A 15,610-nucleotide genomic window follows, 5' to 3' on the forward strand; every position below is an offset into this window, starting at 1 on the left:
CCCGGAGTAGCCTCGCGGCCATGCATGCGATCACGATTCCCGAACCCGGTGGTCCCGAGGCGCTGGTCTGGGCGGAGGTGCCCGATCCCGTTCCCGGCGAGGGGGAAGTCCTCGTCGAGGTGTCCGCGAGTGCCGTGAACCGCGCGGACGTGCTGCAGCGGCAGGGCTTCTACGACCCGCCGCCCGGGGCGCCCCCGTACCCCGGGCTGGAATGTTCGGGACGGATCGTGGAACTCGGATCCGCAGTACCCGGGTGGAACGTGGGCGACCAGGTCTGCGCCCTGCTGTCCGGCGGTGGCTACGCGGAGAAGGCGATCGTGCCGATCGGCCAGTTGCTGCCGCTCCCGGACGGCGTGGACCTGGTCACCGCGGCGGCGCTTCCAGAGGTGACCTGTACGGTCTGGTCGAACGTCTTCATGGTGGCGCATCTGCGCCCCGGCGAGACGCTCCTGGTGCACGGCGGGGCGAGCGGAATCGGCACCATGGCGATCCAGTTGGCGAAGGCCGTGGGCGCCCGGGTGGCGGTCACTGCGGGAGGTCCGGAGAAGCTGGCTCGCTGCGCCGAGCTGGGTGCGGACATTCTGATCGACTACCGAGAGCAGGACTTCGTCGAGGAACTGCGGAAGGCGACGGACGGTGCCGGAGCGGACGTCATCCTCGACATCATCGGTGCGAAGTACCTGGACCGGAACGTACGGGCCCTGGCCGTGAACGGCCGTCTCGCGGTCATCGGGCTGCAGGGCGGCGTGAAGGGCGAGCTCAATCTGGGTGCGCTGCTGGGGAAGCGCGCGGCGGTCACGGCCACCTCACTTCGGGCACGCCCGCTCAACGAGAAGGCCGCCATCGTGGCCGCGGTCCGTGAGCACGTGTGGCCGTTGATCGCCGCGGGGACGGTGCGCCCGGTGGTGGATCGCCTCCTGCCGATGCAGGACGCCGCCGAGGGACACCGCGCCCTCGACTCGGGCAGCCACGTGGGCAAGGTGGTGCTGACGACGCCGGCAGCCGCCTGAGGACGACCGTTGCAGGCCCTGCGCCCCCCGCAGGGCCCGAGGGAGTCAGGGCGCGCAGCGGACCGTGCCGTGGACGTCGCGGCCGACCCGTGGCCGGTGGCCGGTCGTCAGGCACCACCGGTCGAGCAGCCCGTGGGCAGCGACGTTCTGAAAAGCAGCCGGTCAGGTGACGCGGCCGGGCCGGCGCGGGCAGTGTCGATCCTTGCGCCGGGGAATCCGAGGGACGGTACCGCGGACTCCCGTGGTCCCTGTCCCCTGGGTTCCCGCGGCGGCCGGGGCGTTTCACGGGCGCCGGCGAGCGCGCCGGGCCGCAGAGCCGCTCGAGCGCCGGCAGCCGGCTGCGGAGCCTCGTTCGTACCGCCCACGTGGCCCGCGCGGTGGGCGAGAGCGGCCACGGGCCCCGTTCCGGCAGGGAACGGGGCCCGTGGCACATCGGTGCGCGTGCTGTGTGCGGATTACAGGTAGGGGCCCGAGCGAACCGGACCGTGCGGGGTGTCCTCGTCGGTCGGCGCACCCGGGGGGAGCGCGCGGCGCATCTGCTCCAGCTGGGCTCGGGCCGCCATCTGCTGGGCGAAGAGCGCCGTCTGGATGCCGTGGAAAAGGCCCTCCAGCCAGCCGACGAGCTGGGCCTGCGCGATGCGGAGCTCCGCTTCCGAAGGGATCGCTTCGTCGGTGAACGGCAGCGACAGCCGCTCCAGTTCCTCCACCAGTTCGGGTGCGAGACCGTCCTCGAGCTCCTTCACCGAACCCGCGTGGATCTCCTTGAGCCTGACCCGGCTCGCCTCGTCGAGAGGAGCTGCCCGCACTTCTTCAAGCAGCTGCTTGATCATGCTGCCGATGCGCATGACCTTGGCGGGCTGTTCGACCATCTCCGTCACCGGGACCTCGCGCGACTCGTCGTCACCTTGACCGCCGCCGAGCGCCATTCCGTCCTGCCCCAGGACGAGGACGTGGGGGCTCTCCTGCGACCGTTCACTCCTCGGCATCTCCATGCCGTCCATTCTCTCGCACAAGTGGTTCACCAGACGGTGTGCCCCCGTACCGGGGTGATCCACCCTGGTACGAGGGCTCAGGTTCCCCTATACGACCGGCTCAGGTCGCTTCTCGGCGGGCGAGGGCACCGCGGGACCGGGTCACCAGGGCCGCGAGGAGGGCGGCACCGATCGGGACCACGATGAGCAGCCCGGCCAGCGTCTCCCAGGGAATGACGATCGGGACGTGCGGTGCGCCCCCGATGCCCCCGTAGCCCTGGTCGAGTGCCTCCTCGTACCACTTCGTCTGTTGGCGCTGCTCGGTCAGCCGGAGTCCGATCGCAGGCAGGACGCCCGTCGCGGAACCGAGAACCACGCCCATCGCGGCCACCACACCGCACTGGAAACCGCTCAGCGTGCGGCGCACCCGTGGTGGGGCGCCCACGGCGGCCAGTGTCTTGAGGTCGGCTTCGGCATCGGCCTGGGCGAGCCCGGTGGCGATTCCGGCCGCGCCGATGGTGACGAGGCCGGCGAAGATGGTCAGTGCCAGGAGCACGATGCCGTTCTTGCTGGTGTAGCCCTCTTCCAGGTGGAGTCCGAACGCGCTGCCCGTCCTGCCGAGCTCCTCGTCGAGCTGCTGGCGCTGCTCGGTACCGGGGAACCGGTCCGTCGTGAAGTACGCCCCCAGCGGGACCGTGGTGATCCCCGAGGCCTTCACCGCGGCAGGCGGAATGATCATCGACACCCCGTAGCCCTCTGCGTCCTCGGCGAGCTGGTGGGCGGGGAAGACCTTCACCGGACCGGGGGCGTCCTTGCCCTGCTCGGCCGCCCTGTCGGCCGCCTCGGTGTCGGTGATCAAGCGGATGCCGATCGAGCCGCGGCCGTCGACGTTGCGCCGGTCGAACGAGACGACCTTGCCGTCGGCCAGCGCCTTCGCCGCCGTCGGGTCGTCGACCGCCAGGACCTTCAGCAGCTTTTCGTCACCGACGACCACTCCGCCCTCCGTGGGGTTGATGCCGCCCTTGCGGTCCACGCAGCGCCAGTCCTTGGCGAGCGCGCGGCGCTGCGCCGTGCTGAACCTCTCCGCCGGGTCCGCGCCACCGTTCGCCGCCCACAGGGGGCACTGGTTGGCCTTGGGCACGACGACCTCGTACCGGCCGCAGCCGTTTCTTCCACCGTCGTACATCCCGCAGTTGAGGTTGCCGACGGCGACGCGGTCCACATCGGCGCGCACGTCCACCGGGAAGTACTTCTGCACGGCCGCGCGGGCCTGCGGGACGTCCCGGCCGCCGGCCTCCTCCATCGTCAAGGAGACCGCGCCGTACGGCAGGCGCGCCTCGTACTCGGCCTTGCCCTGGCTTTCTCCGCTCGCGGTGTAGGTGGCCACGGCGACCGTGCCGGCGACGGCGGCCAGGACCGCGGCCACGGCCGGTGCCGTGCGCCCGCGGTTGCGCACCGCGTCGCGCAGCGCGAGGCGCGGCGAGAGCGGCAGCCAGCGGCCGGTCCTGCCGAAGAGGCCGACCAGTGCGGGCGTCATGGCCACGACGCCCAGTTCGGCGAGGGCGCTCCCGCCGGCGACGATGATGAACTGGTCGGAGTAGGCGGACCCGTAGAGCGCGATCGCTGTGCCGAGGCCCACGGCGACCAGCCCGACCAGTGGTAGAACCCTGCTGCTGCGCCGGACGCCCCGACGACCGGTGAGCGAGGCCAGGACGGTCTGTCGCGAGGCGGTCACCGCGGGCACGATCGCAGACATCAGACCGGTCACCACGGCGAGCAGCCCGATGCCGAGCAGCTCCAGCGGTCGGACGTCGAAGCTCCCGAAGCGGGCGCCCAGGTACTCCTCGAGCACCGGCCGGAGCGCCAAGGTGAGGATGAGGCCGAGGCTCGTGCCCACCACGGCGGCCGCGAAGCCGATCACCAGTCCGCCGGCCAGGACCACGGCGCGGACGTGACGGCGTTCACCGCCGTTGGCGCCGACCAGGCCGAGCTGCCGGCGGGAGCGTCGGGCACCCACGGCGAAGGCGGGTCCGGCGAGCAGGCAGATCTCCAGCATGGCGAGTCCGACGACGGTACCCGCCGCGGTGAGGGCGGCGGCCTTGGCCGCGGTGCTGTCGCCGTAGGAGTTGTTCCAGTCCTCCTGCTGGTAGAGCGGCACATCGGCGTCGGCCGGCGGGTCGAGCCGGACGGCCCGCGAGATGACCGTCACGCCCTTGGTGTTCGCCTGCTTCACCATGTTCCACGTGAAACCGTCCGGAACGGCCACGAGGTAGTGGGTGGTCTTCCCGGTGCCTGCCAGCCGCTCGGCGGCCAGCGCCTCGTCGAGCGGGGAGAGCAGCGCTCCGGGGAGGGCGTTGACCTGATCGGCCGCCAGAGAGTCGGGGAGTTCGTAGGAACCGGTGATCGTGTACTGCCGGGCGAGCCCGCGCGCCGTGAGTTTCGAGCCCAGGCGCAGTCCGCTCGCCTCCAGGAAGTGCGTGGTCGCGGCTACCTCGTCGGCGGCTCGGGGGAACCGGCCGTTGACCAGGGTCATGAGGCCCGTGGTCATCGGGTCCGCCGCCTTGAGCTCGCGGATCTCGGTGTTCAGCAGCCCGTGCGTGGTCCGCAGCTTGCCGGAACCGGTCGAGTCTTCCAGAACCCTCGCGCCGGGCGGCAGTGCCTTCCGCACGTCCGTGGAGCCTTCGGGCCACGGCGCCTGCTCGAAGTTCCCCACGGGAACGGAGTTGACGCCGTCGGGGCTCTGGTAGACGGGCGCCCCACCGCTCAGCGCGTCGGAGACCATGGCGTCCGCAGCGCCGAGCTTGCGCTCCACCTTCTGCTCGGTGGAGAGCTCGGCACTGCGCAGGGTCAGGTCGGCGGCGCTCACCCCGAGGATCGGCAGGGCGATCATGGCGAGGACGAGGGAGCTGCGTCCCTTGGCACGGACGGCGTCGCGGCGGGCTATGCGGACCGCGGCACGCCAGGAGTGGTACCGGTTCCTCACCGTTCGGCCGCCTGCCCGCTCAGGAGGGAGTCCGCTCCGGAGCGCAGGGTCTGGTCGACGACGGCACCGTCGCGCAAGAACACCACTCGGTCTGCCCAGGCCGCGAAGCGCGGTTCGTGCGTCACGAGGATCCCGGCGGCACCCGCGTCACAGCGGGCGCGCAACAGCGCGAGGACGGACTCACCGGTCTCGGAGTCCAGGGCGCCGGTCGGCTCGTCGGCGAGGACGAGTCGACGGTCGCCGACGAGGGCGCGGGCGATCGCCACACGCTGCTGCTGACCGCCGGACATCTCGTCGGGGAAGCGGTCGGCGAGGTGGCCGAGCCCCATCTCGTCGAGTGCGGTGACCGCCTCGACGCGGGCCTTGCGGGCGGAGACTCCGTCGAGTTCGCGCGGCAGGGCGATGTTCTCGGCGGCGGTCAGGGCGGGAATGAGGTTGTAGTCCTGGAAGACGTAGCCGATGCTGCGGCGCCGCAGGGCGGCGAGCTTCTTGCGGTCCGCGACGGTGATGTCCGTGTTCTCGACGATCACCCTGCCGGAGGTCGGGGTGTCCAGTCCGCCGGCGATGGTCAGAAGGGTGGACTTGCCGGAGCCGGACGGGCCCATGACGGCGACCAGTTCGCCGGGGAACACGTCGAGGTCGACTCCGCGTAGCGCGTGCACTTCGGTGGCACCGTTGCCGTGGACGCGGGTGAGGTTCTGGAGTTGTAGGACGGGGCGTTGTGGCTGACGGGGCTGGTGGGAATCGTCGGACATGAAGGGTCCCCCTAGGGCGTACGTGGGACGCGTACGTGAGCGGATGTGAGAGGTGGGACGGGGCGGGCTGTGAGCCTGGGCTCAGCGCCGCCGCCCCCGGAGGCCGTGGACCGTTGCCGGAGCCCGCTCCGGAGCCGGAGCCGGTTTCGGTTGCGCGGTTGCTGCCGCGGAGAGCCGGATGAGTCGGGCCTCGCAGTGGTCGAGCCAGCGGGCCTCCGCCTCGGTCTGGAAGATCAGCTGTTCCAGTACGAGCAGCCAGGCGACCTCGTCCCGGTCGACGGGACCCGCCTCCATGGCCTGCGCCTTGAGTCGGGTGTAGTCCTGCATCGCCTTCACGGTGTGGTGGCGCTGGGACTGGATGACGTTGCGGATGTCGACCGTCGGTGTGCCGACCGCCATGGCGAGCTTGATGGCCAGTTCGTCGCGGGCCGGGCTGGTCCGGTCCACGGGCCGCGCGAACCAGGCCTCGAGCTCTTGACGTCCTGCGTCGGTGATGACGTACAGCGCGTGCCCGGCCCCGTCCTCGCCGTCCTGCACCACCATGCCGTCGCGCTCCAGCCGGCCGAGCGTCGTGTAGACCTGGCCGACGTTCAGCGGCCAGGTGGCCCCCGTGCGGGACTCGAACTCCGTGCGGAGCTGGGACCCGTAACGCGGGCCGCGTTCGAGGAGTGCGAGGAGACCGTGGCGGATCGACATACTCAGTATGTATACCGAGTATGTCGATGGCGGCAACCATCCTGAGGGGGACCCGGGGGGTCGGTCTGAGGGAGGACCCACCGGGACGGCAGGGGGACGTGGAGTCCCTGGGCCCTTACCGAGTGCCTCAACGGCGACGGAGTCGTAGCCCCATGTATCCCAGTCCGAGCCCCATCAGGGCACAGCCGGCACCGAGCGTCAGCACGGGCCCCTGGCGTTCCAGCGGCGCGGCGACCGACCGGGCTCCGCCCCGGCCTTCGGCAGTTTGCGCGCTGGGGACGGCGGAAAGTGCCGCGGGGGGCGAAGTGCCGGGGCGGAGGGCGGAATCCGTCTCGCCCGCGTCGTCGTCCGGTGTCGCAGAACCGGACGCGGACGCGGGATCCGACGCCAGATCCGGGTCGCCGTCCCGGCGGAGATCGTGTTCCGGGTCCTGCTCCGGTGTGCTGGGGGGCGGCGCGGCCGTCCGCCCCGGTCGGGTACGTCCCTCGCCCGCCTGGCGCCCCGCCAGCGAGGGTGGGGCGGAGGGCGTCGGCTTCGTTGCCGGCTTCGCCGCGCTCTCCCGGCCGTCCCAGACCCAGGGCCACGTCCTGGCGCCGTCCCGGTAGGCGTCCAGCGAGGTGCCGCCGCGCCCCCGGTCGTCGTGTCGGCGCAGGGCGTCCAGCCGTGGATCGTCCGCCTCGGGCCGCTCGGGCCCGGAAGGAATCCCGGACGGGGCGGTGCCGACGTAGCGCCTCGGACCGCCGCGGTGGCCGACGAACGTGCCGCCGACCACCCCGGAACCGTCCTCGTGCCCGCGGTCGTGGCCGCCGCCGTCCTCGCCGCCGTCTGCTCGGTCGTCGGATGGGCCGTCGGACCTGCCGGCGGGCGCGCCGCTCCGTGTGCCGTCGCGTGTTCGGTGGTCCCCGGCGTTCTGTGTGGCGGGGAGGTCGTCGTACGCGTGGGCGGTGCCCGACGGCGCGACCAGCACAAGGGCGGCGACGGCGAGCACGCCGTGCGTACGGAGCTTCGGAGCCACGGGGTGACCCCCTCCCGAGCCGGTCACGGAGATATCGGACTCAGCGTCACATGCGGGGGCGCGGGCGGCATCTCGGGCGGTAAGGCGGTAGCCCGCCCGGGCGACCGACGGGTTCCCGCGGAACGTGGAGACGGTCGGGGCCTGTCCTCGGGCTCCCGGTCCCGGCGGCGTGCCCGGGACCGTTGCCCCTCGGGGCGCACGCCCCCGCAGGCGGAGCGGAAGGCCAGCGCGACGGGTATCCGGAACCTACTCCGGGTCTCCCGTGGAAACCTCCAGGGTGAACTTGAGGTCGTCCGCCGACGCCTCCGTCCCCGGCACGGGGTACTGGGTCATGACCGTGCCCTCGCCGTAGACGGCCTCGTCCACCGGGCGTTCCGTCTGGAGGGTCCAGCCAGCGGCCTGGAGGCACTCCTTGACCGAGGTGATGTTCTTGTAGACGAGGTTCGGCACGACGATCTTTTCCGGGTCCTGGCCCTCCTGCGGAGAAGTGCACTTCTCCTCCTCGATCGTCTTGCTCAGGTCCGGCCCCTTGTGGTCGGCGACCGCCGACGCGCTCGGCCCGGACGTGCCGCCGGCCTCGTCGCCGCCGCCCAGCTGGGCCAGCGCGGCGATCAGCCCGGCGGTCACCACCACTGCTGCGACGGACCAGAGGACGTATCCCCGGCGGCTGCGCTGTCGGCCCGAGGAGGACACGACCGGTGCGTGCTGGTGCGGCATGCCGTACGGGGCCGGCGCCGTCGCCGGCGTCTGGTACCCCGGGGCCGGGTACGTGGGGGCCGGTCCCTGCTGCGGGTAGCCGTAGGCCTGCGGCTGTGGTGTCGGCGGGTGCACGGCGCCCGTCGCCGGTGTTCCGTAGGGACCGGGCTGGTAGGGCTGCTGCACGCTGTGCGGCGCCGGTGCCGGGGCCGTCTGGTCGACCGGTGGGAAGACCGCGGACCCCACGCCGGAACCACTGTTCACCGGGGCGCCCTGCACGATGACCGGGGTGCCCGTCTGTCCCGCACTCGCGACCCGCATGCATGCGTCGCGCATCGTGGCCGCGCTCGGGAAGCGCTCGTTGGGGTTCTTCTTCAGTGCCCGTGCCACCAGCGCGTCCATCGCCGGGGTCACCGAGCGGTTGATGGAGGACGGGGCGACCGGTTCCTCCTGGACGTGCGCGTAGGCGATGGCGAGCGGCGAGTCGGCGTCGAACGGCAGCCGGCCGGTGAGCAGCTGGAAGAGCATGATGCCGACCGAGTACAGGTCGGAGCGGGCGTCGACGCCGCGTCCCAGGGCCTGCTCGGGCGAGAGGTACTGCGGGGTACCGACGACCATGCCGGTCTGCGTCATGGAGGTGACGCCCGACTGCATGGCGCGGGCGATGCCGAAGTCCATGACCTTCACGACGCCGCGCTTGGTCATCATCACGTTGCCCGGCTTGATGTCCCGGTGGACCAGGCCCATTTCGTGGCTCGTCTCCAGGGCCGCCAGGACGTCGGCGGTCACCTTCAGCGCCTTGTCCGCCGGCATTGCCCCGTGGCGCTGGATGTCGGCCTGCAACACGGAGCCGAGCGGCTGGCCCTCGACGTACTCCATGACGATGTACGGCATCAGCGCGCCGTCGAGCTCGTCTTCGCCGGTGTCGAAGACGGACACGATGTTCGTGTGCGAGAGTTTGGCCACAGCCTGCGCCTCGCGCCGGAACCGCTCTCGGAAGGACTGCTCCCTGCCGAGCTCCGTGTGTAGCGTCTTGATGGCGACCTGGCGGTCCAGCGCGCTGTCGTATGCCAGGTACACCGAAGCCATGCCGCCTTCGCCGAGCAGGTCGCGGAGCTGGTAGCGGCCGCCCGCTACCGCGCCACCTGCGTAGCGGCCACTGCGTGCGCCGTCCTGGCTCATGGCTGTGCTTCCCCCCAAGGCGCCCGCCGTCGTGCGGTGGCCACAGTGATCCGGATTACGGGCCCAGTCTGCCCCAGGGCTTCGACACGTCAAGCCGGGTGCCCGTTCCGTGACCCTACGCACAAGAAGAGTCTCGCAAGCGTTACAGGAACCGAACGGAATTTGCATCGGTGTAGCGGCGACGGGTTTGATGGCCGGTCCATCTCGAACCGGAGCGCCACAATAAGCCTGTAGCGTGACGTGGCAGAGCACACGAGGGACGCCGCTCGCGCACCGCGCGCGGCCCGGTAAGAAACGACGGCGAGGACTGATGGCACCCGAACCCGAAGCAAGTGGCGGCGGAGTGTCGGATGCTGCGGACTCCTTTGGTGTGGGCGGACTCGTCGGCGACGGCCGCTACCGCCTGACCCATCGTCTCGGCCGGGGCGGTATGGCCGAGGTGTTCGCAGCGGAGGACGTGCGGCTCGGTCGGACCGTCGCCGTGAAGCTGCTGCGGGCCGACCTCGCGGAGGACCCCGTCGCCAAGGCCCGCTTCACGCGGGAGGCCCAGTCGGTCGCCGGACTCAACCACCACGCCATCGTCGCGGTGTACGACTCCGGCGAGGACGTGGTGAACGGCCAGTCCGTGCCGTACATCGTGATGGAGTTGGTCGAGGGCCGCACCATTCGCGATCTGCTCATCAACGCCGAGGCGCCGCCGCCCGAGCAGGCACTCATCATCGTGTCCGGCGTCCTCGAGGCCCTCGCGTACTCGCACCAGCACGGCATCGTGCACCGCGACATCAAGCCCGCCAACGTCATCATCACCAACAGCGGCGCGGTGAAGGTGATGGACTTCGGCATCGCCCGCGCGCTGCACGGCGCGTCGACAACGATGACCCAGACCGGCATGGTCATGGGCACCCCGCAGTACCTCTCGCCGGAACAGGCCCTCGGCAAGGCGGTCGACCACCGCTCCGACCTGTACGCGACGGGCTGTCTGCTGTACGAACTGCTCGCGCTGCGGCCGCCGTTCACCGGCGAGACTCCGCTGTCCGTGGTCTACCAGCACGTCCAGGACATGCCGGTGCCGCCGTCCGAAGTCTCGGATGTGGCTCCGCCGGAGTTGGACGGACTGGCCATGCGGGCGCTCGCCAAGGACCCGGACGACCGGTTCCAGAGCGCCGAGGAGATGCGCGGCCTGTTGCAGTACGGGCTGCAGATGCTCCAGCAGGCGGGGAGCCACACCGGTACGTGGAACACGGGCCCGGTCGAGATGCACGAGGGTGGCCACACCGCGGCCATGGGTCTCGGTGCGACGACCGTGATCGGCCACGCGCCGCAGGGCGAGACCTCGATGGGCCCCATCCTGCCGCCGCAGAACCCCGATGACGGGGGCTTCCACGGGGGCAACGGAAACGGCAAGGGCGGCGGTCGCGGCAAGGTGCTGCTGTTCGTCGTGCTCGCCATCGTCGCGATCACGGCCGGCGTGGTCTTCGCGCTGGACCGTGCCAACACCGGCGGCGCGCAGCCCAAGAACGACAACAAGGTCACGAACACGCCCTCCACGCCGCAGACTTCGGACACGCCGTCGGAGACGCCGAGCGAGGAGAGCGAGGAGCCCGACACGTCCTCGGGCGGCAACCAGGGGAACTGGCCGCCGTCGGAGAGGCCGCGCCACCGCACGCCGTCCGCGCCGGAGAGCCCGAGCGACGAGCCGTCCTGGAGCCCGTCCGCGACCGACGGGACCACCGATGGCACGACCGAGGGCACGAGCAAGGGCACCGAGAACGGCGGCACGAACGCGGGTACGGACAACGGCGGCACGAACGCGGGTACGGACAACGGCGGCACGAACGCGGGTACGGACAACGGCGGCACCAGCACGGGTACGGACAACGGCGGCACCAGCACGGGTACCGGCACCGACGTCGGCGCCGTGAACGGTGGCACCACCCCGTAGGCGCCGCCTGAGCCGTCAGCCGGCGAAGGCCTCGCACACCGCGTCGTACTCGCGCGTCCACCACACTGCCAGGGCCGACACCGCAGGAAACTGCGGGTCGGCCCTGCGGTCGTGGAGCTGGTAGCGCCAGCGCAGTATCCAGAAGTCGTTGAGCCGCTCCCACCACACCCGGTGCACGGCGGCGGCGAGTTCCGCGTTGCCTGCTCCGGCCGCCCGGCGGTAGGCGCGTGCGTACGCCCGGACCTTGGCGAGTTCCAGGGTGCCCGCGGGCCGGACGAAGAAGATCGCGGCGGCCCGCACCGCCTCCTCGGCGCGCGGTTGCACACCCAACCGGTCCCAGTCGACGATCGCGGCCGGTTCGGCACCCGGGTGGTCGCCGCGGTACAGGACGTTCAGCGGGTGGAAGTCCCCGTGCACCCAGCCGCCCGCGGTGGCGGGCGGTGGCCGCCGGTGGGCGTGGCGCTCCAGCAGGAGGCGCCGCTCGAGAAGCCGGTGTTCGGCGAGCACGTCGAAACTGTCCCGCGGCCGGTGTCCGCGGGACAGACGGAGCAACTCGTCGATGAGCGCGAAGGTCTCCTCGGGGTCGGCGCTGTCGTACGGGTGGTCGGGTGCGTCGCGGCGGCCCTGCTCGGCGTCCATCACCTGTTCCAGCCCGGTGTGGACCAGGCCGAGCAGTGCGCCGAGCCGGCGGGACTCGGCCGTGGTCAGCTGGGCGCCGCGCCGGTGTCTGCCGTCCACCCAGGGGTGCAGCGCGTAGGCCCGGCCGCCGATCACCGCAACGGTGTCACCGGCTGCGTCCTGGACGGGCGGGGCGACCGGGACGCCGAGGGAGTGCAGACGCTGGGTGGCCCGGTGCTGACGGACGATGGTGGCGCGGTCGGCGGTGGGGGCGTCCAGGTGGTGCTTCAGGAAGTAGGTGCCGCGTGTCGTGGCGAGGCGGTAGCCGCGGTTGAGCAGGCCCTGGGTGACGGGTTCGCAGGACAGGGGCTCGCCCGCGTCTTCGTACCGGCGCAGCAGCGCACCGAGCGGAGGCGAGGCGGTATCAAATGAGCGCGGCACTTGCCAGATGTTAGATCACGCAGCGTGTCGGCGATGTCGCCCCTTGACATGACGGGACCTGGGGCCTATGCGGAACGACATCCGCTGCAGGGCGGTGGGTGTCGTCGTGCAGCGTGTGCCTCGCGGCTCCTACGGGGAGTCCCGTCACGTGGTCGACTCCCGGCGGAACACGTCAGCGACGCTCCGCCTGCAGCCTCGCCACGTAGGCCGCGGCCTGCGCACGCCGCTCCATGTCCAGCTTGCCGAGCAGGCTGGACACGTAGTTCTTGATGGTCTTCTCGGCGAGGTGGAGGCGCTCTCCGATGGCCCGGTTGGTGAGGCCCTCCCCGATCAGGTCCAGGATCCTGCGCTCCTGCTCGCTGAGGCTCGCCAACTTGTCGTTCCTCGGCCCTTCGCCGTCGCGAAGCCGTTCCAGGACCCGGGCGGTGGCGGCCGGGTCGAGCAGCGACTTCCCCGCGGCCACCTCCCGCACGGCCGTCAGCAGTTCGGCGCCCCGGATCCCCTTCAGGGCGTATCCCGAAGCCCCGGCCATGATCGCTTCGAACAGGGCCTCGTCGTCCGCGTAGGACGTGAGCATGAGGCACTTGATGTCCTCGTTGCCCGAACGAACTTCCCGGCACACCTCGACACCGCTGCCGTCCGGCAGGCGTACGTCGAGCACTGCCACGTCGGGACGGGTTGCAGGGATCCTGACCAGCGCGTCTGCCGCCGTGCCCGCTTCGCCGACGACCTCGATGTCGCCCTCCGCCGTCAGCAACTCGTAAACGCCGCGGCGGACAATCTCGTGGTCGTCAAGTAGAAATACAGTGATTTTTCCTTCTTCGGGCACGGGGCCAGTCTCACATATTCACTCTTCCAATGCCCGGGGTACCCGGGATAACGTGCCGGTGTTCCGGCAGCCTGCAAGGCTGTGACCAGTGGTTGTTCCCCCGCTTTGCCGATTTACTTGGAAATCCAAGCAAAAATGCAGGTCAAATGGGGTTTCGCAGGAATGCGGCCCACTGGGTAACGTGCCTTTGGCAGGCGCTCGCCGGGGCACCTGTCACGCCTGTTCCCGGCAGAGCCGCACCCCACCCCGTGCAACCGTAGGGATACAGGCGAGCCGCACTGGACCCCGGCGGATCCCGGGGGCCGGACCGACGGAGGAGCACGCACGTGACCGTGGAGAGCACTGCCGCGCGCAAACCGCGCCGCAGCAGTAAGCGCGTCAGCGCCGCGAAGAAGCCAGCGAGCAGCGAACCCCAGCTCGTCCAGCTGCTGACGCCAGAAGGGGAGCGGGTCGAGCACCCGGAGTACAGCATCGACCTCGGCCCCGAAGAGCTCCGCGGGCTCTACCGGGACATGGTCCTCACCCGGCGCTTCGACGCCGAGGCCACCGCGCTCCAGCGCCAGGGCGAGCTGGGCCTGTGGGCTTCGCTGCTCGGCCAGGAGGCGGCTCAGATCGGTTCCGGCCGTGCCCTCCGCGACGACGACTACGTCTTCCCGACCTACCGCGAGCACGGCGTCGCCTGGTGCCGCGGGGTCGACCCGACGAACCTGCTCGGCATGTTCCGTGGCGTGAACCACGGCGGCTGGGACCCCAACAGCAACAATTTCCAGCTGTACACGATCGTGATCGGCTCGCAGACGCTCCACGCGGCCGGCTACGCCATGGGAATCGCCAAGGACGGCGCCGACTCCGCGGTCATCGCGTACTTCGGTGACGGTGCGTCGAGCCAGGGCGACGTCGCCGAGGCGTTCACCTTCTCGGCGGTCTACAACGCGCCGGTCGTGTTCTTCTGCCAGAACAACCAGTGGGCGATCTCCGAGCCCACCGAGCGCCAGACCCGCGTGCCGCTGTACCAGCGCGCCCAGGGCTTCGGCTTCCCGGGCGTCCGGGTCGACGGCAACGACGTGCTCGCCTGCCTCGCGGTGACCCGCTCCGCGCTGGAGCGCGCACGCCGTGGCGAGGGCCCGACCCTGGTCGAGGCGTTCACGTACCGGATGGGCGCCCACACCACCTCCGACGACCCGACCCGGTACCGCCACGACGACGAGCGGGCGGCCTGGGAGGCCAAGGACCCGATCCTGCGGCTGCGCAAGTACCTGGAGTCCGAGGGCCACGCCGACGAGGCGTTCTTCGCCGCCCTCGACGAGGAGAGCGACGCGCTCGCGAAGCGCGTACGCGAGGCCGTACGCGCCATGCCCGACCCGGACGACATGGCGATCTTCGACAACGTCTACGCCGACGGGCACGCCCTGGTCGACGAGGAGCGCGCGCAGTTCGCCGCCTACCAGGCGTCGTTCGCCGATGCACCGCAGGAGGGCAAGTAGCCATGGCCGTAGAGAAGATGTCACTCGCCAAGGCGCTCAACGAGTCGCTGCGCAAGGCCCTCGACACCGACCCCAAGGTCCTCATCATGGGCGAGGACGTGGGCAAGCTCGGCGGGGTCTTCCGCATCACCGACGGGCTGCAGAAGGACTTCGGCGAGGAGCGGGTCATCGACACCCCGCTCGCCGAGTCCGGCATCGTCGGCACCGCGATCGGTCTCGCCCTGCGCGGCTACCGGCCCGTCGTCGAGATCCAGTTCGACGGTTTCGTCTTCCCCGCGTACGACCAGATCGTCACCCAGCTCGCGAAGATGCACGCCCGCGCGCTCGGCAAGATCAAGCTGCCGGTCGTCGTCCGCATCCCGTACGGCGGCGGCATCGGCGCGGTGGAGCACCACTCGGAGTCGCCGGAGGCGCTCTTCGCCCATGTCGCGGGGCTCAAGGTGGTCTCCCCGTCGAACGCCTCGGACGGCTACTGGATGCTCCAGCAGGCGATCCAGAGCGATGACCCGGTGATCTTCTTCGAGCCGAAGCGCCGCTACTGGGACAAGGCCGAGGTCGACACCGAGGCCATCCCGGACCCGCTGCACGTCGCCCGCGTCGCCCGCCAGGGCACGGACGTGACCCTCGCCGCCTACGGCCCGATGGTGAAGGTCTGCCTCGAGGCCGCCGCGGCCGCCCAGGAGGAGGGCAAGTCGATCGAGGTCGTCGACCTGCGGTCGATGTCCCCCATCGACTTCGACACCGTCCAGACGTCGGTGGAGAAGACCGGCCGGCTGGTCGTCGTCCACGAGGCCCCCGTCTTTTACGGCTCGGGCGCGGAGATCGCCGCCCGGATCACCGAGCGGTGCTTCTACCACCTGGAGGCCCCGGTGCTGCGGGTCGGCGGATTCCACGCCCCGTACCCGCCGGCCCGGCTGGAGGAGGAGTACCTGCCGGGACTGGACCGGGTGCTCGACGCCGTCGACCGCTCGCTGGCGTACTGAGGAGA

Annotated in this window: 12 protein-coding genes; 4 read left to right on the top strand and 8 right to left on the bottom strand. The window is 71.1% G+C overall.

Features of this window, described 5'->3' with window-relative positions:
- Positions 1-20 precede the first annotated feature (20 nt).
- Positions 21-1,010: an NAD(P)H-quinone oxidoreductase gene (locus ACFXOM_RS15655; RefSeq protein WP_384929402.1), complete on the top strand. Its 990-nt coding sequence runs from the start codon at positions 21-23 to the stop codon at positions 1,008-1,010.
- Between the two features lie 455 nt (positions 1,011-1,465).
- On the opposite strand, the gene ACFXOM_RS15660 is transcribed toward ACFXOM_RS15655, so the two are convergent.
- The 6 genes from ACFXOM_RS15660 to ACFXOM_RS15685 all read right to left on the bottom strand — a co-directional run bounded on the left by ACFXOM_RS15660 (position 1,466) and on the right by ACFXOM_RS15685 (position 9,308).
- Positions 1,466-2,002 (bottom strand): bacterial proteasome activator family protein, encoded by a 537-nt coding sequence (locus ACFXOM_RS15660; RefSeq protein WP_384929399.1) that lies wholly within the window; start codon positions 2,000-2,002, stop codon positions 1,466-1,468.
- Between the two features lie 100 nt (positions 2,003-2,102).
- On the bottom strand, positions 2,103-4,964 hold the full coding sequence (locus ACFXOM_RS15665; protein WP_384929396.1) for an ABC transporter permease: 2,862 nt from the start codon (positions 4,962-4,964) through the stop codon (positions 2,103-2,105).
- Positions 4,961-5,719, bottom strand: coding sequence for an ABC transporter ATP-binding protein (locus ACFXOM_RS15670; protein ID WP_385038157.1), 759 nt, complete (start codon positions 5,717-5,719; stop codon positions 4,961-4,963). Before ACFXOM_RS15670 ends, ACFXOM_RS15665 begins: the two co-directional genes overlap by 4 nt.
- Before the next feature lie 81 nt (positions 5,720-5,800).
- Positions 5,801-6,415 (bottom strand): PadR family transcriptional regulator, encoded by a 615-nt coding sequence (locus tag ACFXOM_RS15675; RefSeq protein WP_384929391.1) that lies wholly within the window; start codon positions 6,413-6,415, stop codon positions 5,801-5,803.
- 127 nt (positions 6,416-6,542) lie between these two features.
- Positions 6,543-7,430, bottom strand: coding sequence for a hypothetical protein (locus tag ACFXOM_RS15680; protein WP_384929389.1), 888 nt, complete (start codon positions 7,428-7,430; stop codon positions 6,543-6,545).
- A gap of 246 nt (positions 7,431-7,676) precedes the next feature.
- Positions 7,677-9,308: a protein kinase gene (locus ACFXOM_RS15685; protein ID WP_384929386.1), complete on the bottom strand. Its 1,632-nt coding sequence runs from the start codon at positions 9,306-9,308 to the stop codon at positions 7,677-7,679.
- 310 nt (positions 9,309-9,618) lie between these two features.
- Here ACFXOM_RS15685 and ACFXOM_RS15690 point away from each other — a divergent pair, with 310 nt between their 5' ends.
- The gene (locus ACFXOM_RS15690; RefSeq protein WP_384929384.1) at positions 9,619-11,250 is read left to right on the top strand and encodes a protein kinase; all 1,632 of its coding nucleotides are present in this window, start codon (positions 9,619-9,621) and stop codon (positions 11,248-11,250) included.
- Positions 11,251-11,265: 15 nt separating this feature from the next.
- Here ACFXOM_RS15690 and ACFXOM_RS15695 read toward each other — a convergent pair whose 3' ends face one another.
- Together ACFXOM_RS15695 and ACFXOM_RS15700 are read right to left on the bottom strand one after the other, a co-directional pair.
- Entirely contained in the window at positions 11,266-12,309 is a 1,044-nt protein-coding gene (locus ACFXOM_RS15695) for a phosphotransferase (RefSeq protein WP_384929378.1), read from the bottom strand.
- A 172-nt stretch (positions 12,310-12,481) separates the two neighbouring features.
- Positions 12,482-13,138, bottom strand: coding sequence for a response regulator (locus ACFXOM_RS15700; RefSeq protein WP_384929374.1), 657 nt, complete (start codon positions 13,136-13,138; stop codon positions 12,482-12,484).
- A gap of 326 nt (positions 13,139-13,464) precedes the next feature.
- Here ACFXOM_RS15700 and pdhA point away from each other — a divergent pair, with 326 nt between their 5' ends.
- The gene (gene pdhA / locus ACFXOM_RS15705) at positions 13,465-14,622 is read left to right on the top strand and encodes a pyruvate dehydrogenase (acetyl-transferring) E1 component subunit alpha (RefSeq protein ID WP_384929371.1); all 1,158 of its coding nucleotides are present in this window, start codon (positions 13,465-13,467) and stop codon (positions 14,620-14,622) included.
- A 2-nt stretch (positions 14,623-14,624) separates the two neighbouring features.
- Positions 14,625-15,605: an alpha-ketoacid dehydrogenase subunit beta gene (locus ACFXOM_RS15710; protein WP_384929368.1), complete on the top strand. Its 981-nt coding sequence runs from the start codon at positions 14,625-14,627 to the stop codon at positions 15,603-15,605.
- Positions 15,606-15,610 lie beyond the last annotated feature (5 nt).

The organism is Streptomyces sp. NPDC059169, from assembly GCF_042755225.1.
In the GTDB taxonomy this organism is placed as follows: domain Bacteria; phylum Actinomycetota; class Actinomycetes; order Streptomycetales; family Streptomycetaceae; genus Streptomyces.